Annotated in this window: 22 protein-coding genes and 2 pseudogenes; 19 read left to right on the top strand and 5 right to left on the bottom strand. The window is 57.5% G+C overall.

What is annotated here, in order from left to right; genetic code table 11:
• Nucleotides 1-47 precede the first annotated feature (47 nt).
• The 8 genes from bamA to H0484_RS04990 all read left to right on the top strand — a co-directional run bounded on the left by bamA (nt 48) and on the right by H0484_RS04990 (nt 8,162).
• Nucleotides 48-2,411 carry an outer membrane protein assembly factor BamA gene (gene bamA / locus H0484_RS05025; RefSeq protein ID WP_226953349.1) on the top strand — a complete coding sequence of 788 codons (2,364 nt, stop codon included), beginning with the start codon at nt 48-50 and terminating at the stop codon, nt 2,409-2,411.
• Nucleotides 2,412-2,565: 154 nt separating this feature from the next.
• Nucleotides 2,566-3,138 (top strand): OmpH family outer membrane protein, encoded by a 573-nt coding sequence (locus tag H0484_RS05020; RefSeq protein ID WP_226953348.1) that lies wholly within the window; start codon nt 2,566-2,568, stop codon nt 3,136-3,138.
• Between the two features lie 6 nt (nt 3,139-3,144).
• Nucleotides 3,145-4,260: a UDP-3-O-(3-hydroxymyristoyl)glucosamine N-acyltransferase gene (gene lpxD / locus H0484_RS05015; RefSeq protein ID WP_226953347.1), complete on the top strand. Its 1,116-nt coding sequence runs from the start codon at nt 3,145-3,147 to the stop codon at nt 4,258-4,260.
• A gap of 45 nt (nt 4,261-4,305) precedes the next feature.
• Nucleotides 4,306-4,758 (top strand): 3-hydroxyacyl-ACP dehydratase FabZ, encoded by a 453-nt coding sequence (gene fabZ / locus H0484_RS05010; RefSeq protein WP_226953346.1) that lies wholly within the window; start codon nt 4,306-4,308, stop codon nt 4,756-4,758.
• The gene (gene lpxA / locus H0484_RS05005; protein ID WP_226953345.1) at nt 4,758-5,552 is read left to right on the top strand and encodes an acyl-ACP--UDP-N-acetylglucosamine O-acyltransferase; all 795 of its coding nucleotides are present in this window, start codon (nt 4,758-4,760) and stop codon (nt 5,550-5,552) included. The genes fabZ and lpxA overlap by 1 nt, the downstream gene beginning before the upstream one ends.
• The gene (lpxB, locus tag H0484_RS05000) at nt 5,549-6,745 is read left to right on the top strand and encodes a lipid-A-disaccharide synthase (protein ID WP_226953344.1); all 1,197 of its coding nucleotides are present in this window, start codon (nt 5,549-5,551) and stop codon (nt 6,743-6,745) included. The genes lpxA and lpxB overlap by 4 nt, the downstream gene beginning before the upstream one ends.
• Nucleotides 6,735-7,349 (top strand): ribonuclease HII, encoded by a 615-nt coding sequence (gene rnhB / locus H0484_RS04995; protein ID WP_226953343.1) that lies wholly within the window; start codon nt 6,735-6,737, stop codon nt 7,347-7,349. Before lpxB ends, rnhB begins: the two co-directional genes overlap by 11 nt.
• Before the next feature lie 42 nt (nt 7,350-7,391).
• The gene (locus H0484_RS04990) at nt 7,392-8,162 is read left to right on the top strand and encodes a TrmH family RNA methyltransferase (protein ID WP_226953342.1); all 771 of its coding nucleotides are present in this window, start codon (nt 7,392-7,394) and stop codon (nt 8,160-8,162) included.
• Between the two features lie 65 nt (nt 8,163-8,227).
• Here H0484_RS04990 and ppsR read toward each other — a convergent pair whose 3' ends face one another.
• The gene (gene ppsR, locus H0484_RS04985) at nt 8,228-9,061 is read right to left on the bottom strand and encodes a posphoenolpyruvate synthetase regulatory kinase/phosphorylase PpsR (protein WP_226953341.1); all 834 of its coding nucleotides are present in this window, start codon (nt 9,059-9,061) and stop codon (nt 8,228-8,230) included.
• Between the two features lie 213 nt (nt 9,062-9,274).
• Between ppsR and ppsA the strand changes: the two genes are divergently transcribed.
• The 4 genes and pseudogenes from ppsA (at nt 9,275) to H0484_RS04965 (ending at nt 12,693) form a co-directional block, all read left to right on the top strand.
• Nucleotides 9,275-11,647 (top strand): phosphoenolpyruvate synthase, encoded by a 2,373-nt coding sequence (ppsA, locus tag H0484_RS04980; RefSeq protein WP_226953340.1) that lies wholly within the window; start codon nt 9,275-9,277, stop codon nt 11,645-11,647.
• A gap of 77 nt (nt 11,648-11,724) precedes the next feature.
• Nucleotides 11,725-11,934, top strand: a pseudogene (locus H0484_RS04975) (integrase); the annotation flags it as partial.
• A 76-nt stretch (nt 11,935-12,010) separates the two neighbouring features.
• Entirely contained in the window at nt 12,011-12,373 is a 363-nt protein-coding gene (locus H0484_RS04970) for a type II toxin-antitoxin system RelE/ParE family toxin (RefSeq protein ID WP_226953716.1), read from the top strand.
• Complete coding sequence (locus H0484_RS04965; protein WP_449288523.1) at nt 12,370-12,693, top strand: helix-turn-helix domain-containing protein; 324 nt, start codon at nt 12,370-12,372, stop codon at nt 12,691-12,693. The genes H0484_RS04970 and H0484_RS04965 overlap by 4 nt, the downstream gene beginning before the upstream one ends.
• A 126-nt stretch (nt 12,694-12,819) precedes the next feature.
• On the opposite strand, the gene H0484_RS04960 is transcribed toward H0484_RS04965, so the two are convergent.
• Nucleotides 12,820-13,155 carry a type II toxin-antitoxin system HicB family antitoxin gene (locus H0484_RS04960; RefSeq protein ID WP_226953339.1) on the bottom strand — a complete coding sequence of 112 codons (336 nt, stop codon included), beginning with the start codon at nt 13,153-13,155 and terminating at the stop codon, nt 12,820-12,822.
• A gap of 212 nt (nt 13,156-13,367) precedes the next feature.
• Between H0484_RS04960 and H0484_RS04955 the strand changes: the two are divergent.
• Nucleotides 13,368-14,630: pseudogene (locus H0484_RS04955) on the top strand (NAD(P)/FAD-dependent oxidoreductase).
• 604 nt (nt 14,631-15,234) lie between these two features.
• Here H0484_RS04955 and H0484_RS04950 read toward each other — a convergent pair.
• A complete protein-coding gene (locus tag H0484_RS04950) occupies nt 15,235-16,092 on the bottom strand; it encodes a sulfurtransferase (protein WP_226953338.1) in 858 nt (285 codons plus the stop codon).
• A gap of 75 nt (nt 16,093-16,167) precedes the next feature.
• The gene (gene smpB / locus H0484_RS04945; RefSeq protein ID WP_226953337.1) at nt 16,168-16,629 is read right to left on the bottom strand and encodes an SsrA-binding protein SmpB; all 462 of its coding nucleotides are present in this window, start codon (nt 16,627-16,629) and stop codon (nt 16,168-16,170) included.
• Nucleotides 16,630-16,678: 49 nt separating this feature from the next.
• Here smpB and H0484_RS04940 point away from each other — a divergent pair, with 49 nt between their 5' ends.
• The 3 genes from H0484_RS04940 to H0484_RS04930 are packed head-to-tail and all read left to right on the top strand — an operon-like array spanning nt 16,679 to nt 18,629.
• Nucleotides 16,679-17,113, top strand: a complete 435-nt coding sequence (locus H0484_RS04940) for a type II toxin-antitoxin system RatA family toxin (RefSeq protein WP_226953336.1) — start codon at nt 16,679-16,681, stop codon at nt 17,111-17,113.
• A gap of 1 nt (nt 17,114) precedes the next feature.
• The gene (locus H0484_RS04935) at nt 17,115-17,465 is read left to right on the top strand and encodes an RnfH family protein (RefSeq protein WP_226953335.1); all 351 of its coding nucleotides are present in this window, start codon (nt 17,115-17,117) and stop codon (nt 17,463-17,465) included.
• Nucleotides 17,466-17,474: 9 nt separating this feature from the next.
• On the top strand, nt 17,475-18,629 hold the full coding sequence (locus H0484_RS04930) for an enoyl-CoA hydratase/isomerase family protein (RefSeq protein WP_226953334.1): 1,155 nt from the start codon (nt 17,475-17,477) through the stop codon (nt 18,627-18,629).
• 78 nt (nt 18,630-18,707) lie between these two features.
• Here the strand turns inward: H0484_RS04930 and ygfZ are convergent, their stop codons facing one another.
• Complete coding sequence (ygfZ, locus tag H0484_RS04925) at nt 18,708-19,655, bottom strand: CAF17-like 4Fe-4S cluster assembly/insertion protein YgfZ (protein WP_226953333.1); 948 nt, start codon at nt 19,653-19,655, stop codon at nt 18,708-18,710.
• A 236-nt stretch (nt 19,656-19,891) separates the two neighbouring features.
• On the opposite strand from ygfZ, the gene mltG reads away from it, so the two are divergent.
• From mltG to holB, 3 genes are read left to right on the top strand one after another with little or no spacing between them, the layout of a single operon-like run.
• Entirely contained in the window at nt 19,892-20,905 is a 1,014-nt protein-coding gene (mltG, locus tag H0484_RS04920; protein WP_226953332.1) for an endolytic transglycosylase MltG, read from the top strand.
• Between the two features lie 38 nt (nt 20,906-20,943).
• Nucleotides 20,944-21,567: a dTMP kinase gene (tmk, locus tag H0484_RS04915; RefSeq protein ID WP_390624812.1), complete on the top strand. Its 624-nt coding sequence runs from the start codon at nt 20,944-20,946 to the stop codon at nt 21,565-21,567.
• Nucleotides 21,564-22,619 (top strand): DNA polymerase III subunit delta', encoded by a 1,056-nt coding sequence (gene holB, locus H0484_RS04910; RefSeq protein WP_226953331.1) that lies wholly within the window; start codon nt 21,564-21,566, stop codon nt 22,617-22,619. Before tmk ends, holB begins: the two co-directional genes overlap by 4 nt.
• Nucleotides 22,620-22,630: the final 11 nt, after the last annotated feature.

Genomic DNA, 22,630 nt, shown 5'->3' with positions numbered 1-22,630 from the left:
GGTTCTAGCATACAATCGTCCACCACTCGGTTACAGGATACTCAAGCATGTCGAATGCCAAACGTTTTCCATTTGCCCGCCGCTTGCTGCCATGGCTGGTTGCATCGGCAATGCTGCCAAGCCTGGCGCAGGCGTTTACCCCTTTCGTGGTAAAGGACATCCGCGTCAATGGCATTCAGCGCGTGGAACCCGGTGCGGTTTTCAGCTATTTACCCGTTCGGGTGGGTGAGCAGTTCACCGAAGAACAAGCCGGCGAGGCCATCCAGCGCCTTTATTCCACGGGCTTTTTTAGCGACGTCGCCGTAGACGTCGACGGTGACGTCATCGTCATTAGCGTCAAAGAACGTCCTACCATCGCTTCCGTGTCTTTCAATGGCATGCGCGAGTTCGACGACAAAGCACTTAACGAAGCGCTGCGAGGCGTAGGTTTTGGGCCGGGCCGTGTCTTTGACCAAGCCATGCTCGAGCAGGCGGAGTTCCAGCTTAAGCAGCAGTATCTGGCCAAAGGCAAGTATGGTGTCGAGGTTACCCCCATCATCACGCCATTGCCGCGTAACCGTGTGGGTGTCAGTTTCGATATCTTCGAAGGCGACGTTGCGACCATCAGCGAAATCAACTTCGTAGGTAACGAGGCTTTCTCCACCGGTCGTCTTACCGATGAACTCGAGCTCACGACCTCGGGTTTCATGACTTGGTACACAGGCACCAACAAGTATTCTCGCGAGAAACTCGAAGGCGACATGGAGCGCCTCCGCTCCTTTTATCTCGACCGCGGCTATCTTGAGTTCAACATGGAGGCCCCGCAGGTCACGATTTCCCCCGACCGCGAGAGCATCTTCCTGACCTATACCGTCTTCGAAGGCGAGCCCTACACGATTAACGAAGTTAAGCTGGCCGGCGACCTCTTGGGCCTGGACGAACAAATCCAGCAGCTGATTACCGTCAAGCCGGGTGAAACCTTCAATGCGTCCAAAACCAACGAAACCGTCAAGGCTATCACCGACTACCTGGGCACCTTGGGTTACGCATTCGCCAACGTCAACCCCAGCCCTGTGCTCGACCGCGAAAACCACCAGGCCGACCTGACTTTCTACGTCGATCCGGGCCGACGCGTTTATGTGCGCCGCATTCAGGTAGGGGGCAACACCCGCACCCGCGACGAGGTCGTGCGCCGCGAAATGCGCCAACAAGAAGCGGCTTGGTACGATGCCGCGCAAATCAAATCCTCGCGCGACCGTGTCGACCGCTTGGGCTACTTCAACGAGGTGGATGTCCAGACCGAGCCGGTCCCAGGCTCGCCCGACCAGGTTGACGTAGTGGTCAACGTCAAAGAAAAGCCCACGGGCATGATCAACCTGGGTGTGGGCTATGGCTCCACCGAAAAAGTCATTCTGTCGGCAGGTATCAGCCAAGACAATATTTTTGGTAGCGGCAACAGCTTGTCGCTGCAAGTCAATACCAGCCGTACCAACCGTGCCCTGGTCCTGGCTCACACCGACCCCTACTGGACCAAAGACGGCGTCAGCAAGACCACCTCGCTCTACTATCGCCGCACTACGCCATACGATTCAGGCAGTGGTGATTACGAAGGCTACGACGGTTACTATCGCAATACGGCTATTGGTGCCGGCATGAACTTCGGCGTACCTATTTCCGAGTGGGACCGCGTGTTCGCCGGCTTCAACTTCGAACGCAATACGCTGGATCTCTACGACGGTTCGCCCAAGGCTTACACCGATTACGTCGACGAATACGGTCGTACCACCAACGCCATGATTTTCAACCTGGGCTGGTCCAAAGACACGCGTGACAGCGCTTTGGCTCCGACCGAAGGTAGTTACACCCGCTTGGCAGGCGATTTCTCCACCCTGGATCTGCGTTATTACGTCCTGAGCGCTCAGCAGCAGTACTTCCTGCCTTTGGGCCGCAATTTCACGCTTGCCCTGAACGGCAGCATAGACTGGGGTAACGCTTACGGCGGCAAATCCTTCCCCGTCATCAAAAACATGTACGCCGGTGGTATCGGTTCCGTGCGCGGCTACGAAGGTGCCTCACTGGGCCCACGTGACGAGCGTTCGGGTACTTATTTGGGTGGTGCCCGCCGCATCGTGGGTAACGTGCAGTTGTACCTGCCGTTCCCTGGCGCAGCGCGTGATCGTACTTTGCGCTGGTTTGTGTTTGCCGATGCCGGCCAAGTACGGGCGGGTAGTGGCATGACCTGCGTGGCAGGTCGCGATGCCAGCGGCATGCCTGCTGTTGATGATCCTTGCGGCTGGCGTTATTCGGCCGGTATCGGCCTGTCTTGGCAGTCGCCCATGGGCCCGCTCGAACTCTCGTTTGGCCGTGCGCTTAACGCCAAGCGTGGCGACGACAAGCAGGCCTTCCAGTTCCAAATCGGTACCGGTTTCTGATTTTTATGCTTGAGGCAAGCCCCCAGCCTTTGTCCGGCACCGTGCTTGTCCCCGATACAGGGGCGGGCGCAGTGTCGGCTGTGCGATTTACTCAGGGCTTCCTTAGTGGCACAATGCTCCTTTCATCTGCACTTAACCGCAAGGTAGATTTTTCATGAAGTCTAGTTATGTACACAAGGTTTCCGCGTTGGGTCGTACGGTAAGCGCTACGCCTCGTGCCCTGGCTTTGGCACTGGCACTGACTGCCGGTTTTACCGCAGCAATTGCCCAGCCCAGCGTAGCCGTGGCTCAACAGAGCAGCAACCGCATCGGCTTCGTGAGCACCGATCGTATTCTGCGCGATTCCGGCCCAGCAAAATCGGCCGAAACGCGTCTGGAATCCGAATTCAAGCGTCGTGATCAAGAACTGCAGAACCTGGCTAACAATCTTCGCAGCCAAGTGCAAAAGTTCGAAAAAGACGCGCCAGTCCTGTCCGAGTCCGACCGTGTCAAGCGTCAGCGTGATCTGGCCGACCTCGACGCCGACCTGCAGCGCAAACGTCGCGACTTCCAAGAAGACTACAACCGTCGTCGCAACGAAGAATACTCCGCTATCTTCGAAAAAGCCGATGCGGCCATCAAGACGATCGCCGACCAGCAAGGCTTCGACCTGATCATCCAGGACGCCGTCTATGTCAGCCCGCGTGTGGACATCACCGACCAGGTGCTGCGCGCTTTGGGCGGTTGAGCCCTCATGCCGGTGCTGTTGGCGCCCCCAGAGGCGCCGCTCTTGCCTGAACTCTTGCGCGAGGCCAACGTTGTTGGCCTCGACTGCGAGATAGCTGCCTTTCATGAACCCATGCCACGCATACGCGGGCTGGGTTCTTTGCTTCATGCGGGCGAAACTGAAATCAGTTTCCTTGCCAATCCCAAGCTGGCCGATCAGCTTGCCCAATGTCGCGCCGCAGCCGTCATACTGACGCCCGAGGCCTGGCAAACCTTATCGGATACGCCGCCTACTTGGCATGTCGTGTTGTGCAGCCAGCCATACCTCATGTATGCCTTGCTGGCGCAATGGTTCGACCGCCACCGCATCGCCAATCTGCCAACCGGCATCCACCCCAGCGCCGTCATACATGAGTCAGCGCGCATCGAGGCCGGTGTCAGCATTGGCCCGCATTGTGTCATCGAGGCCGGTGCAGTGATAGCGGCGGGTACCCGCCTTGGGCCGGCATGTATCGTAGGGGCGGGTAGCGTCATTGGCGCCGATAGCCTGTTGCACGCCAGGGTAACGCTCTATCACGGTGTTCACATCGGGGCCCGCAGCATTTTGCATAGCGGGGTGGTATTGGGTGCTGATGGCTTCGGCTTTGCGCCCATGCCTGGCGAACAAGCCGGTGCTTGGGCCAAGATTGCCCAAATAGGGGGCTTGGTCATCGGTGATGACGTCGAAATTGGCGCCAACACCACCGTCGATCGCGGCGCCCTCGACGATACCCGCATAGGCAATGGCGTCAAGCTCGACAATCAGATCATGGTTGCGCACAACGTTGTCATAGGCGATCACACCGCCATGGCCGCCTGCGTCGGCGTGGCGGGTTCCACCCAAATCGGCAGTCGGTGTACGATAGGCGGCGCGTCCATGATCTCCGGCCATCTTGTGTTGGCAGACGACGTTCACGTCTCGGGCGGCACTGCCATCACCTCCAACGTGTCTAAACCTGGTCGCTATACCGGCGTATTCCCGTTTGGCGAGCACCGCGATTGGCAACGCAATGCCGCGGTGCTGCCGCAGTTGGCGCAGTTGCGCCGGCGTCTGCGCCGCCTCGAAGACGCCGGGCCCGCAGCAGGCCAGGCCAAAGATTCTTAACTTTTATTTGGGCGCCAACTTGGGCGCCAGCAGGAAAACCACGGTATGAAGCTCGACATCAAGGAGATCATGACACGACTGCCGCATCGCTATCCGATGCTGTTGGTCGACAAGGTGCTTGAAATGGAACCCGGCAAGAGCATCGTCGCCATCAAGAACGTGACGATAAACGAGCCTTTTTTTGAGGGCCATTTTCCGCACCATCCCGTCATGCCCGGCGTCCTCATCATCGAGGCCATGGCACAGGCGGCGGCATTGTTTTCGTTCGAAGGTAACGAACAAGTCAACGCTGCCGACCAAAAACTGGCTTATTACCTGGTGGGAGTGGACGAAGCGCGTTTCCGCCGTCCGGTGGTGCCGGGCGATCAACTGCGCCTGGAAGTCACCGCTGACCGTATCAGCAAAGCCATTTGCAAGTATTCCGCGCGCGCCCTGGTTGATGGCCAGGAAGTCGCATCGGCCAAGCTGATGTGCGCCATCCGTGTCCTGGAGGACTGATGGAGTCTCGCATACATCCCACGGCCATTATTGCGCCCGGCGCGCAGCTTGCGTCGGATGTTCAGGTAGGGCCTTATAGCCTCGTGGGGCCTAATGTTTCCATCGAGAGCGGTACGGTAGTCGGCCCTCATTGCGTCATCGATGGCCACACCCGCATAGGCAAAAACAACCAGTTTTACCGTTTTTGCTCTGTAGGCGGCATGCCCCAAGACAAAAAATACGGTGGCGAGCCTACCCGCCTCGAAATTGGCGACGGCAATATGGTGCGTGAGTACGTCACCATCAATACCGGTACGGTGCAAGACGTCGGTGTGACGCGTGTGGGCAACGACAACTGGATCATGGCTTATGTGCATATCGCCCATGATTGCCAGGTAGCCAACCACACCATCATTGCCAACAATGTGCAGCTGGCGGGCCATATACATATCGATGATTGGGCCATTATCGGCGGCTCCTCGGCTGTGCATCAGTTCGTACGCATAGGCGCTCATTCGATGATAGGCGGCACCAGTTCCATACGCCAGGATATTCCACCCTATGTCATAGGGGCGGGCGATCCTTTCCGCCCTGTAGGTATCAATTCCGAAGGCCTGGGGCGCCGTGGCTATACGCCCGAAGTTGTCTCGGCGCTTAAAGAAGCCTACAAAATGCTGTACCGGCGCAAGCTTTCCACGCAACAAGCAACCGAGCAAATGCGCAGCCTGCAGCAAACGACCCCAGCCGCCCACGACGCCATTCAGGTGTTGCTTGATTTTCTTGAAGCCTCGTCGCGAGGCATTGCGCGCGCATGACCCTAGGCCCAAATGCCGGTCGCATCGGTATGGTGGCGGGCGAGCCCTCTGGTGATTTGCTGGCTTCGCGTATTATGCGCGGCCTGCAGGACGGTATGCTCGATGTTCAATGCGAAGGCATAGGCGGGCCCGCCATGCAGCAGCAAGGCTTGCAATGCTGGCACCCCATGCATGCCTTGACCGTGTTTGGCTATGTCGATGCGCTCAAGCGTTTGCCTAGCTTGCTTCGTACCTATGGCGATGTAAAGTCGCGCTGGCTACGCCAGCCGCCTTCTGTGTTTGTAGGCATAGATGCTCCCGACTTCAACCTGCGCCTAGAGCAGCAGTTGAAGGCGGCAGGGGTTCCTACGGTGCATTTTGTCGGACCTTCGATTTGGGCCTGGCGCTACGAACGTATTCACACGATACGCAAAGCGGTTTCGCACATGCTGGTGCTGTTTCCCTTCGAGACAGCCATCTACGAAAAAGAAGGCATACCGGTAACTTATGTCGGCCATCCGTTGGCGCAAGACATTCCCATGCAGCCCGATCGCGAGGGGGCTCGCACACGCCTGGGCCTGCCGGCCGGTGCACGCGTGCTGGCCGTCTTGCCCGGCAGCCGACGCTCTGAGGTAGCCTTGTTGGCACCGCGTTTTCTAAGCGCCGTGCAGATACTGCAAGCTCAAGACCCTGATTTGCAGATTTTGGTGCCTATGGTCAATGCCCAGCGCCGCGAGCAGTTTGCTCAGCTGCTGGCGCAAACTCCCATACGAAACCTGCATATGCTGCAGCAGCAGGATAGCGAAGCAGGGCATCCCGCCGCCTGGCAGGCCATGGAGGCTGCTGACGCGGTTTTGGTGGCCAGTGGTACTGCCACCCTGGAAACCGCACTTTTCAAGCGACCCATGGTGATCTCGTACGTGCTGAGCCCCTTGATGCGTCGTCTGATGGCATGGAAATCAGGCCAAGAAAAGCCCTTGCTTCCTTGGGTGGGTTTACCCAACGTGCTGCTTAACGATTTTGCCGTTCCCGAGCTTTTGCAAGAAGACGCGACGCCCGAAAATCTGGCCGAGGCGACCTGGACAGCGCTGACCGACCCCGCTTTGGCCCAAGACCTGTACCAACGCTTTTCTGCATTGCACGCCTCCTTATTGCGTGATACCCCCGGTTTGGCAGCCGAGGTCATTCTTAAGCTGGCGCGTCATGCAGGCTGATCTGTTTGGTTTGGGTATTCAGGAAGACGCCTGCATAGCGGGCGTGGATGAAGCGGGCCGTGGGCCTTTGGCAGGGCCGGTTTATGCGGCTGCGGTCATCTTGCATCCCGATCGGCCTATTATCGGCCTGGCCGACTCGAAAACCTTGAAAGCCGAACGCCGTGAAGCTTTAGCGCATGTCATACGCGATCAGGCTTGGGCATGGTGTGTGGCCAGCGCCAGCGTAGAAGAAATCGACACCCTGAATATTTTGCAAGCCACCATGCTGGCGATGCGCCGCGCCTGCGAGGGTTTGTCGGTGCGGGCAAGCCAATACTTGGTAGACGGTAATCGGCTGCCCAAGGGCTTGCCGGGGCCAGGGCAAGCCATAGTCAAAGGCGACAGCCTGGTGCAGGCTATCTCGGCAGCTTCCATATTGGCCAAAACTGCCCGCGATGCCGACTGCATGAGCTTGCACGAGCAGTATCCGCAGTATGCCTTCGATGCGCATAAAGGCTATGGCACCGCCTTGCATTTACGTTTGCTGCGTGAGCATGGCCCATGCCCAGCGCATCGCCGCAGTTTTGCGCCGGTAAGGCAGTTGCTGGTCAGCGCCACCGACTGAATTGCTTGCGCCCACCCCGGCTTATACAGATTCGCTACCGCCATGAAGCTCATCCAGTCTTCTCATAATCCCACGTATCGCGAGCTGCTGCGCTTGTCGCAAGGCAAGGGCGATGACGGGCAGGTGCTGCTGGAAGGCATACATTTATGCCAGGAATGGCTGCGCCATCGAGGCCAGCCTGAGCTGGTCGTGTTTGATGCCGAACGCTTAGAGCAGCTGCCAGAACTGCAGGCCTTGTGTGATGGCTTGGCCGGCGTACCTATGCTGGCCTTTGCACCGCCCTTGGTCAAAAGCTTGGCGCAAGTGAAAGCACCGCAGGGCGTGTTCTTTCGGGTGAGTGTCCAGGCGCCTGTTGTGCCCGAGAGCCTGGTTTCAAACAGTCTGTGGCTGGACAGAATCCAAGACCCGGGCAATATGGGCACTTTGCTGCGCACGGCTGCGGCGGCTGGCGTGCAAGAGGTTTACGCCTCGCAAGGCTGCGCCGATGCTTGGTCGCCCAAAGTGCTGCGCGCGGCTCAAGGTGCCCATTTTGCTTTGCATGTTTTCGAAAAAACAGACCTGAAAGCCTTGTGCAGCCGCCTGCAAGTGCCTTTGCTGGCGACGAGCCTGGAACACGCCACCAGCCTTTACGATGCGGCTTTGCCCAGCGCTTGCGCCTGGGTGTTTGGCAATGAAGGGCAGGGTGTGCACGCCGATTTGCTCAGCCGTGCGGATAGGCGTGTATTTATTCCCCAAGCGGCAGGGGTTGAATCGTTGAATGTTACCGTTGCGGCGGGCATTTGCCTGTTCGAGCAGAAACGGCAAAACGGTTAAGTTTTGTAAAAGGCGCCCTGAAGGTTTTTACAGGGCGCCCCTGGCAAAAGCGTAACGTTAACGCCTTAGTAACTGCTGCGGTTCAGGCCGATTTCTTCCAGAACCTTAGTGGAAATCTCTTCAATAGAGCGTGCCGTGGTCGAAAGGCAGGGCACCCCCTCTATGCGCATCATGCGTTCGGCCTTGGCGACTTCGTAAACACATTGTTCTAAAGTGGCGTACTTGCTGTCGGGACGACGCTGAGTACGGACTTCGGACAGGCGTTTGGGGTCTATGGAGAGCCCGAACAGTTTCTTGCGATAAGGGGCCAGCGTGGCCGGCAGGGTGCCTCGTTCGAAGTCTTCGGGTATCAGGGGGAAGTTGGCGGCTTTGACGGCATACTGCATGGCCAGATACAGACTGGTAGGGGTTTTGCCGCAGCGCGAGACCCCTATGAGAATGACTTCGGCTTGTTCCAGGCCGCGCACGTACTGGCCATCGTCGTGGGCGAGCGTAAAGTTGATGGCTTCGATGCGTTTTTGATATTGGGCGCCCAGCCCCCCCATATGCGAACGCCCCACGGAATGGCTGGATTTCAAGCCCAGGGCTTCTTCCAGGGGCCGAATGAAAGTGCCGAATAGGTCGAGGAAAGAACAGTTGGCTTGCCGCACGACAAAAGCGACTTCGGGATTGACCAACGTGCTAAATACCAAGGGCGGCTGCTTTTCTTCGTCGGCGCAGCGATTGATGCGGCGCACCGCTTCGGCGGCTTTTTCGGCGCCATCTATGAAGGGGATGCGAACAGGGGTGAAGCTGACCTGTTCGAACTGCGACAGCACCGCATGGCTGAAGGTTTCTGCAGTGATGCCTGTGCCATCCGAAACGATGAATACGGTACGGGCACTGTGGGATTCAGTCATGAAAAATCCAGCAACGAAAAAGTGAAGGAAAAACGGTACAATCCAGATTTTGCCCAATAGGGCTGGCATGACAGTGTCGCAGGCAACACCTTAAAAGCGTCACAAAAAGCTGGTTCGTTCAGTGCATAGATTGTAGGGTAATTTTTACCTCTTCCCCCTAAGCGGGCTATGCCTTGAACAAACAAGCTTTTTTATTTGATTCAGGGTGACTTCATGTCTTACGTAATTTCTTTCGAGCAGCTCCGCATGACGGACGTTGACTCGGTAGGGGGCAAAAACGCCTCGCTGGGCGAAATGATCAGCCAGCTTTCCGATGCCGGTGTGCGCGTGCCTGGCGGTTTTGCCACCACGGCCGAGGCCTTCCGTATCTTCCTCAGTACCAGCGGTCTCGACAAACGCATTGCCGACCGTCTCTCTACCCTGGACCCTAGCGATGTGCGCGCATTGGCCGAGGCCGGTTCGCAGATCCGCCAGTGGATGCTGGAAACGCCTTTCCCCGCCGAACTCGAACAGCAAATCCGTGCGGCCTTCGCCAAGCTCGACGCCGACGGTAAAGGCTCTTTTGCCGTGCGTTCTTCAGCTACCGCCGAAGACTTGCCCGACGCTTCGTTTGCCGGCCAACAGGAAACCTTCCTGAACGTCGTGGGCATAGACGAAGTGCTCGAAAAAATGCACCAGGTGTTTGCCTCGCTGTATAACGATCGCGCCATCTCTTATCGCGTACATAAAGGCTTTGCCCACGCCGACGTGGCTCTGTCTGCCGGTGTGCAGCGCATGGTGCGTTCCGACAAAGGCAGCGCCGGTGTCATGTTCACCATCGATACCGAATCCGGCTTCGAAGACGTGGTGTTCATCACTTCGTCGTATGGCCTGGGCGAAACCGTGGTGCAAGGCGCCGTCAACCCTGACGAATTCTATGTTTTCAAGCCCGCGCTGGCCGCCGGCAACTATCCCATCATCAGCCGCCGCATTGGCTCCAAGCTGATCAAGATGGAGTTCGACGAATCCCGCAGCACCGGCCATGCCGTTCAAACCGTAGACGTTCCCGTCTCCGAGCGTAATCGCTACTCGCTCACCGACGAAGAAGTCATCGAGTTGGCACGCTATGCCGTCATCATCGAAAAGCACTACCAGCGTCCCATGGACATCGAGTGGGGCCGCGACGGCATAGACGGCAAGCTGTACATTCTGCAAGCTCGCCCCGAAACCGTTAAGTCGCAGCAGGTTAACCGCGACGTGCAAGAGCGCTATCGCCTGAAGGCCACCGGCGAAGTGGTGGTTACCGGTCGTGCTATCGGTCAGAAAATCGGTTCCGGTCAAGTGCGACTGGTGGGCGATATTTCTCAAATGGACCAGGTCAAGGCCGGCGATATTCTGGTCACCGACATGACCGACCCCAACTGGGAACCCGTCATGAAGCTGGCTTCGGCCATCGTCACCAACCGTGGCGGTCGTACTTGCCACGCCGCTATTATTGCGCGTGAATTGGGCATCCCCGCTGTGGTCGGCTGCGGCGACGCCACCGATCTGCTGAAAGACGGCCAAGAAGTCACCGTTTCGTGCGCCGAAGGCGACGAAGGCCGCATTTACGACGGCCTGATCGAAACCGAGGTCGAAGAAGTGCGCTGGGGCGAAATGCCCGAAATCGGCGTCAAGATCATGATGAACGTCGGCAATCCCCAGCTGGCCTTCGACTTCTCGCAGATTCCTAACGCTGGTGTGGGTCTTGCTCGTCTCGAGTTCATCATCAACAACAACATCAACGTTCACCCCAAGGCTGTGCTCGACTATCCCAACGTCGATGCCGAGCTCAAGAACGCTGTGGAATCGGCTGCACGCGGCTACGCCAGCCCACGTGCCTTCTTTGTCGAAAAACTGGCCGAAGGCGTGGCGACCATTGCCGCAGCCTTCTATCCCAAGCCCGTCATCGTTCGCATGTCCGACTTCAAGTCGAACGAGTACCGCAAACTGGTGGGTGGTTCGCGCTACGAGCCCGAGGAAGAAAACCCAATGCTGGGTTTCCGCGGCGCTTCGCGTTATATCGCCGACGAATACGAAGAGTGCTTCCGCATGGAATGCGAAGCCCTCAAGAAGGTGCGCGACACCATGGGCCTGACCAACGTCGAGATCATGGTGCCATTCGTGCGCACCACTTCTCAAGCCAGCCGCGTCGTGGACCTGTTGGCACGTCACGGCTTGGCGCGTGGCGATAACGGCCTGCGCTTGATCATGATGTGCGAAGTGCCTTCCAACGCCATTCTGGCCGATCAGTTCCTCGAATATTTCGATGGTTTCTCCATTGGTTCCAACGACATGACACAGCTGACGCTGGGTCTGGACCGTGACTCGGGTATGGAACTGCTGGCTGCCGACTTTGACGAACGCGACGAAGCCGTCAAGTTCATGCTTGAGCGCGCGATTCAGGCTTGCCTGAAAGCAGGCAAGTACGTCGGTATTTGCGGCCAAGGCCCCAGCGATCACCCCGACCTGGCCGAGTGGCTGGTCAGCAAAGGTATTTTGTCCATGTCGCTTAACCCTGACACGGTCGTTGATACCTGGCAGCGTGTTGCAGCACTGAAGAAATAAGCCTTATGCCAGTACCGGTTTGGTTTTTACCGAACCGGTACTTGAAAGCTTATACGCCGCGTCTTTGTACGCGGTTTTTTTGTGCCCACCGTTCCGAAATCTGCCCACTCATATGGGATTGGATTGATCTGGAGAAGCGCCGCGTGGTCTGGACGCGTGTGCTCAAGGGCGCTGGCGTGCTAATCAAGGTGGACAAGAAGTTCACAGGCCACAAGACCGTGGCGATGTTTATGCATTATGTTCATACCGAAGACAAGCCCGTGCGGGATGCGGCCGAACTTGTGGCGATCCTGCCGGTCCAGTTGTCGCAACGTTGTCGCGACAATTCAGGCGCTTGCCATCTATACCCGAACGGATATAATCATGACAGAGAAACGCAAGCTCCTGTACTGGGAAGGCTCATCGAAGAAGGACTTCAAGGAGTTTCCCGTCTCCGTGCAGAAGGACATGGGCGTGTCATTGTTCGTCGTCCAGTTGGGCGGCACGCCGGACTCGGCCAAGCCCTGGAAAGGACTTGGTTCTGGGGTGTACGAATTGGTGGAAGACCATCGGGGCGACACCTTCCGTGCGGTTTATACAGTGAAGATCGGGGACGTGGTGCATGTGCTGCATGTGTTCCAGAAGAAGTCCAAGTCCGGCATCGCTACGCCGCAGCCGGATGTGGAGTTGATCGAGAAGCGGTTGAAGGCAGTGCTCGCCCGCTACGCAGCGAACAGGAGAACATGATGAGTCGCAAAGATACCCCTCAAGGCACCGACAACGTGTTGCTGGATCTCGGCTTCGACGATGCGGAAGAATTGTCGGCGAAGGCCGCGCTCGCGCTCAAACTCAACGAGCTAATTGACCAGCGCGAGCTGAGCCAGACCGAAGCCGCCCACATCACCGGCATGACCCAGCCCAAGGTGTCCCAGGTTCGCCGCTACAAGCTCCAGAACATTTCGCTGGAGCGCTTGATGCAGGCGCTGGTGTCGCTGGATCAGCATGTGGAAATCGTGGTGCAGCCAGCCCGTCGCGAGCACGCGCCAGGCATTACGGTCGCTGCCTGACTTCCATGGAAAGCCCGTTTAAACCTTTCGAATTGTACTGGGCTGACATAGCCGAGGGTTGAATGTAAGCACGCAACGTCGCGTAAGTTCGCATCTGTTGTGGGCATGTGCACACAGTTCGCTGACTTAGGCGTAAGTAGCTTCTTTGATAACTTGGGACACCCACTGGTTCAAGCTTTCTCCGCTAGCAGCCGCTGCGATAGAGGCGGATTCATGTACATCTGGGGAAATACGCAGGACGAACTTGCCAGAGAATTTTTTGCGTGGCTCAATACCGCGCTTAGTGCACTCATCTAGAAAAACCGTGAGCGAGGCCAGCCCCTCGCGCTGCAAGCCGGCTACGTCGGAAGCATAGAAATCGGCGCTGCCATTTAGGCCAACGAACTCACCCCGGAACATTTCGATCTCGGGGTCGTAGTTGATGACAGCTTGGATTCCGTTAATGGTCATCACGTTCTTCATGGTTTCACTCCGTTTTCTTCCAGCCATTTTCTGAGAGAAGCCACCGTTCCTTTGTCCATGTCAGGCGATGGATGAGGGCGATTCATTTCCTGGTTATAGTATCAAAATATAGTATCTTTATGCGCGCTGGTATTCAGTTGAACTACCTATATGTGGATTCGTGACAACTGGGCTGGGAACGCATTTTCCGTCGCCATGGTTTATCATGAATAATGGTTTTCCCCAATCAGGACGGCACGATGCAAGCTCAGGATAAGCAGACATCAACGGTTCACCGCGTTGTTATTTTGGGCGGCGGTGCGGGGGGTTTAGAACTGGCAGCCAAGCTAGGCCGGCAGTTTGGCCCAGAACACGTGTTGCTGATAGACCGCAATGCCGAGCACATCTGGAAACCGTCCTTGCACGAGGTAGCCGCTGGCACCCTGGATATTCACCGCGAGGGGCTTTCTTACTTTTTGCTCGCTCGCGACAGGCGTTTCAGCTTTATGCTGGGCGAAGTCGTACATATAGACAGGAACGAGCGAACCATCCACCTCAATCCCATTCTTGATGCCTAGGGCCAGGAAATCGTTCCGTCTCGCACGGTGCCCTACGACACCTTGGTTGTTGAAGTAGGCAGCAAATCTAATTTCTTCAATACGCCAGGGGCAGCACAGCAAGCCATAGCGCTAGACTCAACGGCTCAGGCCGAGAACTTCCGTCTGCAGCTGATGCGCGAGCTGGTTCTGCTTAACGAGCTCAAGCCCCAACAGCCCAAAGCCAAGCTGAACATTGCCATCGTTGGCGGCGGTGCCACCGGTGTCGAGTTGGCGGCTGAACTGCTGGAAGCGCGTCTAGGCATGTCTTTCTACGGCTTAGAAAACATCAAGCCGTTGGAGGATGTTTTGGTGACGCTGCTGGAAGGCGGCCCTAGGCTGCTACCGGCTTTGCCTGAGAAGCTTTCCCAAACGGCGCGTGAGCTTTTGCAAGAGCGTGGGGTAAGGGTGGAAACCTCGGTGCGAGTCGCTCGCGTGACATCTGAAGGCTTGTATGACACCCAAGACCTTTTTTACCCCGCGCAGCTATGCGTTTGGGCAGCGGGTATCGAAGCACCCAAGTTTCTTGCGCAGTTAGGCCTGGCCGTGAATCGGCTGAATCAACTAGAAGTGGATGACAAGCTGCGCACCGAGGATGCCCATGTTTACGCCTTGGGCGATTGTGCCCATACGCCATGGGTGGAAGAGGGCAAAGAGGGCGCAGAACCCGCTTTCTTGCCTGCCCGAGCGCAAGTCGCGCATCAGCAAGCCACTTATCTCTTCAAAGTCATTGCTGCGCGTATAAAGGGCCAGTCTATTCAGTCCGTGCCCTTTCATCACGTCCGTGGCATGCTGAACAGCCTCTGCCCATGGGTTCGACGGCATGAGATCACCGAGTTCAGGGAACCAATCTCCAACGTACGAGAGAATTGGATCGATTGTGTGATGCTCTTTGGCTAGACATCCGTATTCATGTCTGAGCAACTTGTCGATAGAAATGAGAGCGTGGCGTCCGCATAGATCGGAGAGACAAGCAGCACGTTCTTCCGCCATCGTGGAGTGCTCCCATTCTAACGGTGCCATCTCACTAAGGTGCGCGCCTGAGTACCAAAACTCTACATGCCCGTCGTCTGAAAGGGTTTGTAGCGCCCTCCGCTTGTCATGTATATGTGGAGGGCTGCGTGGGTTGGATAGGTTCGAATAATCCGCACTATCGAGATAGACACGCAGCTTCCTTTTTTCGGTGATCAAAACGCTCCTCCTAACACTTTGCATCCGAACGTATTTGAGGTTCAAAGGGGAATACTTTGGCTACAGTGCAACATCGGTAATGAATTTGTGTGTCCGCTTTATTTGGGTGCGTTCATCACTGCACGGATAAACTAAATTCAGATCTCGCGAATGGAGACCGCTGCTGCATGCATCCAGCATGCTCCGAGCACTTCGCCTTGGTGGCTTTAGATCAGCCTATCCAATGGCCGCTTCTGGCCGTTCCCCGCCCAACAACTTTTGTCAGCTCAAGCCAGCCTCATACACATAAACACTCAACACCTACAGCACCTACTCAAGATCCCTCAATAGGCGCACCGGGCTGTCTGCACCATTCGCTCCACGACCCAGGATAGAGTGCGCTGCCGTACAAGCCGGCGACTTCCATGGCTAAGAGGTTATGGCAAGCGCTGACGCCCGAGCCACATTGGTGCACCAGCTGATGGGCTGGCCTATCGCCTAGCAGCGCTTGGAACTCGGCTCGCAATTGGGATGGGGTCTTGAAGCGACCGTCTGCGTCCAGGTTATCTTTATAGTGCCGATTAAGCGCGCCAGGGATATGCCCACCCACCGGGTCCATGGTCTCGTTCTCGCCTCGAAACCTATCGGGGCTGCGTGCGTCTAGCACTTGCAGTTTGCTGTCAGAAACGTTACCCAAAACTTGCTCAAAGCCCACTGTAGGTCGGCTGGGTTGGTGTACAGACAGAGCGCCAGGGGTAGGCTGGGGCGTTTGGCTTGAGAGTTCGCCACCTGCCTTCAACCAAGCCTGCAAACCGCCGTCGAGCACGCACACGGCTTCATGGCCTATCCAGCGCATCAACCACCACAGACGCGACGCGAAAACTGATTCGCCGGTGTCGTAAGCGACGACCAAAGTAGATTGGGATACTCCCAAAGCGGCCATGTCTTTGGCGAAGCGCTGAGGGTCAGGCAGAGGATGTCGCCCTCCCAAACCTGTCTGATTCGCCGGTCCGCTCAATATCTCGCCAAGGTCAGCATACACCGCACCAAGAATATGCCCTTGGGCGTAGGCCTGAGCGCCGGCAGCCGGATCGGTTAAGACATAGCGACAGTCGATGAGCAGCACATGTAGAGAAGGCTGGCGCAACAAGTCTTGTAATTGTTCAGCGGAGATAAGCGGTGAAACAGACATCGGAGGCTCCTTGCGCAAGGCATGCCCAGCCCGTGAACAAGCCAGGCGGAAAAGGGCGATGCAAACCGCGTGAGCTTAGTCTTTGCGGTTGCGGGTGTCGTGTTTGAGCAAGCGCTCTTTTTCGCGCTGCCAGTCTTTGTCGCGCGAAGTGTCGCGTTTGTCGTGCAGTTTTTTACCGCGTCCCAGGCCGAAATCCATTTTGATGCGGCCATTTTTGTAATGCAGATTCAACGGCACCAGGGTGTAGCCGCGTTGCTCGACCTTACCGATAAGCTTGTTGATTTCTTCTTTGTGCAGCAACAGCTTGCGGGTGCGCGTGGATTCGGGCGATATATGGGTAGAGGCCGTGGGCAGGGGGCTGATGTGCATACCCACTACCCAGATGGCGCCATCACGCACAATGATGTAACTTTCTTTAATCTGTACGTGCCCGGCGCGTATGGCCTTGACTTCCCAGCCTTCGAGCACAACTCCGGCCTCATAGCGGTCTTCTATGAAGTAGTCATGAGTGGCTCTGCGATTGTCTACGATGCTCATTTGTGCCAGGAAGGTAAAATCACATCATTCTATCCATTTATGGCAGTCGATGCATACCATTCAACGCTCCGTTCTCGTTCCGTACAGCAACGCGCAGATGTTCGACCTTGTGGCCGACGTGGGCAGCTATCCTGAATTCATGCCTTGGTGTGGTGGTGCGCAAGTGCACAGCCGCGACGAACACGGCATGCAGGCTTCCGTCACCATTGTGTTTGCGGGCGTACGTCAAACCTTCACCACGCGCAATGTGCACCAGTATCCCGATCGCATCTCCATCGAGCTGGTAGACGGCCCGTTCTCGCAACTGAGCGGTGTTTGGGAGTTCAAGGCGCTGGCGCCCGACGCCTGTAAAGTCATATACACTATGGAGTACGCCTTTTCGAACCGTGCTCTGGAAATGGTAGTGGGACCCGTCTTCAACCGCATCGCCAGCAGTTTCATTGACTCTTTCACCCAGCGCGCCCAAACGTGCTACGGTGGCTAGTATGTCGGTATCTGCTTGGGTGCAGGCTGGCCTGCACGTAGAAGTCATCAGGGCATGGCCAGACCGTATCTGGCGTCAAAACGTAAAGCTGAACCCGGGTGCCACCGTTCAACAGGCGCTGCAGGCCAGCGGGGTATTCCAGGTTTTTCCCGAGCTTGCCGGTCAAGCCTTGGCGCTAGGTATCTTCGGAAGGCCGGTTCAGGCCGACGAAACTTTATCCGATGGCGATCGCATCGAACTTTACCGTCCGCTGCGTTTCGACCCCAAAGAATCCCGCCGCCGTCGCGCGGCCCACAGGCTGGCTCAACGCCAGGCCGCCACCGTCCGCAATGTAAAGCGGGCAAGGCCCTGATTTCTCCTCATGAACGCCTCAGTTGTCTTTGAAGAACTCCCCACCCACGCGCGCAAGAAAATTGCTATTGCGACGCTGAACCGCCCCAAGTTGCTTAACGGCTTATCGCTGGAAATGTGCCATCTGCTGACCGAGCAGCTGCGCCGCTGGGAGCTTGATGATTCGATTGCATTAGTGGTGTTGCGCGGCGAGGGCGGTAAAGCGTTTTGCGCCGGCGGCGATCTGCACAGTCTCTATCGGTCGGTACAGCAAAATATCAGTGGGCGCCCTTGGGACAACGTTTATGCGCGCGAGTTCTTTGCCGTCGAGTACCGGCTGGACTACAGCATCCATACCTATGCCAAGCCTGTGCTTTGTTGGGCCAGCGGCATCGTCATGGGCGGTGGCGTAGGTTTGATGCTGGGCGCCAGTCATCGCATCGTGACCGAAACCACGCGTTTTGCCATGCCGGAAATCAAGATAGGCATGTTCCCCGATGTCGGGGGCAGCTGGATGCTTGAGCGTTTGCCTGCGGGCTTAGGTATGTTTCTGGCCCTGACCGGTGCCCAGTTGGGGGCACCGGACTGCCGTTACCTTGGGTTGGCGGATTACTATCTGCCCTCGCAGGCCTGGCCCGAACTGCTAAACGCTTTGCAAAGCAGCTCTTGGACAGACGCGCGCGAAGAAAACGACGTGCGCTTGCATCAAATTCTGCGGGGCAGTCGACGAGACGCCTTGGGCATTGGCCCTATGCAGCGTCATCATGCTTTTCTGGGCGAGCAATGTGATGGCCCCGATTTTGACGCCATCTGCGCTGCCATTGCTTCGTGGCAAAATCATCCCGATCCGTTCTTGGCCAAGGCGGCAGATACCTTCACGCGTGGTTCGCCGGGCTCGGCCAGGCTGGCGTTTACCTTGCAACGGGCCGCCAAAGGCCTATCGTTGGCCAGCGTTTTTCAGATGGAATACACCGTGGCTTTGCAATGCATAGGCATGGGTGATTTTATGGAAGGCGTGCGCGCCTTGCTGGTAGACAAAGACGGCAAGCCTCGCTGGCAACCCCAAAGCATTGCCCGTGCCAGTGCCGATTGGGCGCGCCATATGTTTGAACCGTCTTGGCCCGACACTGAAGCGCACCCACTGGCAGACCTGCGCGAGATCAGCAACTATAAAGCGGCGCTTTAAATGCAACAGGCCCCGCAAAGCTTGAACAGGGTTCAACTTTTTGGGGCCGTTAAAAAAGCGCAGACGGATGCGTTTGCTTTAATTGGCAGCGATGGAATAGGGCAGTTGGATCAGCTGAATGGCCGGCCCCTGAGCGCTACCCAGGTGCAGCTGAGCTTGTTCCAGATCGGCCAGTTGCGCTTCAAACAAGAGCCAGGCTTGATCGCCTACCTTTTGCAGATTGACGACGCGGCCCCACGGGGCATCGGGATGCTGGGCATCGAAAACATCGGTACCGGCTGCGTAATCTGAGCTGTTTTCCGCACTGGCTGCGGATGGCAGTGAGCAAATCCCCGCCGCCATACGACGCTTGATAGTGCCTCGATAGTGGCTGCGTGCTACAACCTCTTGGCCGGGGTAGCAGCCTTTGGTGAAGCTGACACCGTCTATCAATTCGAGATTCAGGGTTTGGGGGATGAACATCTCTTGGGTGGCTGCTTGTACCCAAGGCAGTCCGGCGCAGATGTCTTGAGCACGCCAGTAGGCGGCCCATTCTGTGTTGAGATCGCCGGCCTCAATTTTGGAGACATCACCGATAAACCAGCAACGCGCAATGGCGGTATCGCCGCCAGGAGCCTGGGGCGCACGTATCCAGTCGCCGGCTTCGGTTTCGTTGACGGCCCAAGCCTCGCTTGCCGCGGCTTCGTGAGCAGCGGGCAGGCCTAGGCCCCACACCGGGTTTGGCATACGTTGCACGCGGACTTTGGCGCGCAGTACAAACATGCTTAGGCGCTTCACCAGAGCATCGGCTAAGTCGGCGCGCACCAAAGCCCGGCAGGTGTCGGCTTGGCGTTCGCTGCGCCACACAACCATGGTGGCCAAGAGCCTGCCTTTAGCTGTGCAGTAGCCGGCCGGCTTGGCTTGCTTGAAGGGCAAACCGGCTATATCTTGGGTGAGTTGGCCCTGTAAAAAACTCAGGGCGTCGGCGCCGGTGAACTCGATAAGAGCAAGTTCTTCCAGGGGTGCGTGCAATGCTGGGGTAAACATGTTGATCCTAAGCCTGAAACATAAGGCGGCCTGCGTTTTAACGAAGGCCGCAAGACTACAATGAACACTCTCAATGATAACGGCAGCGACCGTGATAAGGGGGCTATTCCCGCCTTGCGCCAGGGAGATAGCCTAAGTGCGTTGACATCGGGCGGCACCGGTCACGCCGGGTTTAAAGCCCGGAACAGGCGCCTGGCCTGCGCTACACTGTTGGCCACCCAGCATATGCGGCTTACATGAAAAAATTCCTGTCTTTTCTTCTGTGGGGCTTGACCGCCCTGATCGTGCTTGTGGTAGCGGTTTCAGCGGGTGCCTGGTATTGGGTAACCGAGCAACCGGTGGCGCTTCAGGCCGAACGTATCGACTATCTGATCGAACCCGGTAGTTCGCCGCGACAAGTGGCGCGCACCATGCGCCAAGCCGGCATAGATCTTAACGAAGACGCCTTTGTTTATGTGGCCAGGCTCAGCAAGCTCGACACTCAGCTTAAGGCAGGGGGCTACGAGGTTGTACAAGGTGACTCTTTGTGGCGCATGCTGGAACGCATGGCCAGTGGCGACGTCACCCAGCGACGCCTGACCTTGGTCGAAGGCTGGACGTATCAACGCATACGCGAGGCGCTGCGAGCACATCCCGACGTGCGCCAAACCCTGGAAGACGTAGACGATGCAGCCTTGCGTCAGCGTTTGGGTATCGTCGAAGACAGCCTGGAAGGGTGGTTTTACCCCGACACCTACGTCTTTGCGCCGGGCACTACCGATTTCGATATTTTGCGCCGCGCTCACCATGCGCAGCAAACCTTGTTGAATTCCATGTGGGAACAGCGCCAGCCCGACTTGCCGCTCAAGAGCCCCTATGAAGCCATGATTCTGGCTTCCATCGTCGAGAAAGAAACCGGCCATGACGCCGACCGTGAGCGGGTGGCCGGCGTGTTCATCAACCGCCTGAAGCGAGGCATGCTCTTGCAAACCGACCCCACCGTCATTTACGGTATGGGGGAGGCCTACCAGGGGCGTATACGCAAACGCGACCTGACCACCGACACGCCGTGGAATACTTACACCCGTGCCGGGCTACCGCCAACGCCTATCGCCAATAGCGGCAAGGCCGCCTTGCAGGCGACGCTGCACCCCGAAGCGCATCGCTACTTGTATTTTGTTTCGCGAGGCGATGGCACCAGCGAGTTCTCCGAGAACCTGCAGGCTCACAACCGCGCCGTGTCGCGCTACATATTGAATAGAGGGCAATGATGCAACTTGATGCCGTCACGCGCGGATGTTTCATCACCATGGAAGGTTTGGACGGCGCGGGGAAAAGCACCCACGTACAGGCGCTGGTCGACCATCTTCACGCCCAAGGCTTGGACGTTGTCAGTACGCGTGAACCGGGCGGCACGCCCTTGGGCGAAAAACTGCGCGAATTATTGCTGACCGAGCCCATGCATCTGGAAACAGAGACCTTGCTGATGTTTGCCGCGCGCTGCGAGCATTTACAGCAATTGATACTTCCCGCTTTGCGGGCCGGCAGTTGGGTCGTGTGTGATCGCTTCACCGATGCCACCTACGCCTATCAAGGCGGCGGGCGCCAACTGGGCGGTGCTCGCGTGGCCGCGCTTGAGCACTGGGTACACCCCCAGCTGCAACCCGATCGCACCTGGATATTCGATGTGCCCCTGGAGGTGGCGCGCGAACGCCTGGCGCAAAGTCGGACGCTGGACCGCTTCGAGCGCGAACAAGCCGATTTCTTTCAAAGAACACGTCAGGCCTACCATGAGCGGGTCGCCGGCGACCCTCAGCGCCTAAGGGTGCTAGATGGCACCCAGTCGATTCAGGCCGTGCGCAGCGAATTGCTGGCGCAGGCCGATGAGCTACTGAGTCAATGGCGTCAGCGCCAGCAGGGGCATCGCCCATGAGCTTGGCCGGCATGCCCGAATTTCTGCCTTGGCAACGTGACCTGGCCCAAGCTTGGCTGGGCGACCGCAATCGCTTTTCACACGCTTGGTTGATTCACGGCATGTCAGGCATAGGCAAGCGCGAATTTGCCAAGGCCGCTGCCGCCGCTTTGCTGTGCGAAGCCCCTCAAGCGGGCTTGGCCTGCGGCGCCTGTGCCGCTTGCCATTGGGTCGCCAAAGGCAGTCATCCCGATCTGCGCTTGATAAGGCCAGACGCTGTGGCACAGCAAGAGGGCGAAACACCGGCTGAAGACAGCCAGGAGAGCACGCGCAGTAAATCGGCCTCGAAAGATATACGCGTAGAACAGCTGCGTGCTTTACACGACTGGTTCAACACGGCTACCCACCGGGGTGGCTGGCGAGTGGCGGTGCTGTATCCAGCAGAGGCCCTGAACATGATCTCGGCCAACGCTTTGCTGAAGGTCTTGGAAGAGCCCCCCGAGCACACCTTGTTTCTTGTCGTGGCCGATGCGCCAGATAAGCTGCTGCCTACTTTGGTGTCGCGCTGCCGCCGCCTGCCTTTGCCTGTGCCCGATCGCACATCAGCCTTGAAGTGGCTGCAAGACAGGCAGGTCGCCCAGCCGGAAGCTTGGCTGGACGCCCGCGGAGGTGCGCCCTTGCACGCCTTGGCTTTTTCGCAGGAATCGGATGATGTGTGTCCGGCCTGGCTACGACAATGGGCAAACGCAGTCAATGCCGAGGACGAACCCGACTATATGCAACTGGCCCAGTTGCTAGAGGCTCAAGCCACACAAATCTGGCTAGACACCTTGCAACGTTTTATCGTTGATTTGCAGTTTGCCACTTTGAATTTGCCCGTGCGGTATTTTCCCAGCCTGGGCGAAGTGACGACCGCGCTGGCAGGGCGCACCGATGCCCGTATCGCCGCTGATGCGGCCAAGTGGTTGAACAGCCAAAGCCGCTTGGCCGGCCACCCGCTTAATGCGCGCTTGTTTGCCTACAAAACCCTGCATAGGCTGGGCCAAGCCTGTCGCGGCACGGTTGCGGTTTAAGTATTGGCCTT

The sequence above is a fragment of the Mesopusillimonas faecipullorum genome (assembly GCF_020539505.1).
Taxonomy (GTDB): Bacteria; Pseudomonadota; Gammaproteobacteria; order Burkholderiales; family Burkholderiaceae_B; genus Mesopusillimonas; species Mesopusillimonas faecipullorum.
This window is presented reverse-complemented; position numbering and strand designations above follow the sequence as displayed.

Excerpts from the sequence above, each read along its gene's own strand:
- H0484_RS04965 (WP_449288523.1), top strand. The coding sequence starts at position 12,370 with ATGATGAGTCGCAAAGATACCCCTCAAGGCACCGACAACGTGTTGCTG.
- rnhB (WP_226953343.1), top strand. The coding sequence starts at position 6,735 with ATGCAGGCTGATCTGTTTGGTTTGGGTATTCAGGAAGACGCCTGCATA.
- ppsA (WP_226953340.1), top strand. The coding sequence starts at position 9,275 with ATGTCTTACGTAATTTCTTTCGAGCAGCTCCGCATGACGGACGTTGAC.
- H0484_RS04930 (WP_226953334.1), top strand. The coding sequence starts at position 17,475 with ATGAACGCCTCAGTTGTCTTTGAAGAACTCCCCACCCACGCGCGCAAG.
- smpB (WP_226953337.1), bottom strand. The coding sequence starts at position 16,629 with ATGAGCATCGTAGACAATCGCAGAGCCACTCATGACTACTTCATAGAA.
- H0484_RS05020 (WP_226953348.1), top strand. The coding sequence starts at position 2,566 with ATGAAGTCTAGTTATGTACACAAGGTTTCCGCGTTGGGTCGTACGGTA.
- H0484_RS04935 (WP_226953335.1), top strand. The coding sequence starts at position 17,115 with ATGTCGGTATCTGCTTGGGTGCAGGCTGGCCTGCACGTAGAAGTCATC.
- fabZ (WP_226953346.1), top strand. The coding sequence starts at position 4,306 with ATGAAGCTCGACATCAAGGAGATCATGACACGACTGCCGCATCGCTAT.
- H0484_RS04940 (WP_226953336.1), top strand. The coding sequence starts at position 16,679 with ATGCATACCATTCAACGCTCCGTTCTCGTTCCGTACAGCAACGCGCAG.
- H0484_RS04970 (WP_226953716.1), top strand. The coding sequence starts at position 12,011 with ATGACAGAGAAACGCAAGCTCCTGTACTGGGAAGGCTCATCGAAGAAG.
- tmk (WP_390624812.1), top strand. The coding sequence starts at position 20,944 with ATGGAAGGTTTGGACGGCGCGGGGAAAAGCACCCACGTACAGGCGCTG.
- lpxD (WP_226953347.1), top strand. The coding sequence starts at position 3,145 with ATGCCGGTGCTGTTGGCGCCCCCAGAGGCGCCGCTCTTGCCTGAACTC.
- lpxB (WP_226953344.1), top strand. The coding sequence starts at position 5,549 with ATGACCCTAGGCCCAAATGCCGGTCGCATCGGTATGGTGGCGGGCGAG.
- bamA (WP_226953349.1), top strand. The coding sequence starts at position 48 with ATGTCGAATGCCAAACGTTTTCCATTTGCCCGCCGCTTGCTGCCATGG.
- mltG (WP_226953332.1), top strand. The coding sequence starts at position 19,892 with ATGAAAAAATTCCTGTCTTTTCTTCTGTGGGGCTTGACCGCCCTGATC.
- lpxA (WP_226953345.1), top strand. The coding sequence starts at position 4,758 with ATGGAGTCTCGCATACATCCCACGGCCATTATTGCGCCCGGCGCGCAG.
- holB (WP_226953331.1), top strand. The coding sequence starts at position 21,564 with ATGAGCTTGGCCGGCATGCCCGAATTTCTGCCTTGGCAACGTGACCTG.
- H0484_RS04990 (WP_226953342.1), top strand. The coding sequence starts at position 7,392 with ATGAAGCTCATCCAGTCTTCTCATAATCCCACGTATCGCGAGCTGCTG.
- H0484_RS04950 (WP_226953338.1), bottom strand. The coding sequence starts at position 16,092 with ATGTCTGTTTCACCGCTTATCTCCGCTGAACAATTACAAGACTTGTTG.
- ygfZ (WP_226953333.1), bottom strand. The coding sequence starts at position 19,655 with ATGTTTACCCCAGCATTGCACGCACCCCTGGAAGAACTTGCTCTTATC.
- ppsR (WP_226953341.1), bottom strand. The coding sequence starts at position 9,061 with ATGACTGAATCCCACAGTGCCCGTACCGTATTCATCGTTTCGGATGGC.
- H0484_RS04960 (WP_226953339.1), bottom strand. The coding sequence starts at position 13,155 with ATGAAGAACGTGATGACCATTAACGGAATCCAAGCTGTCATCAACTAC.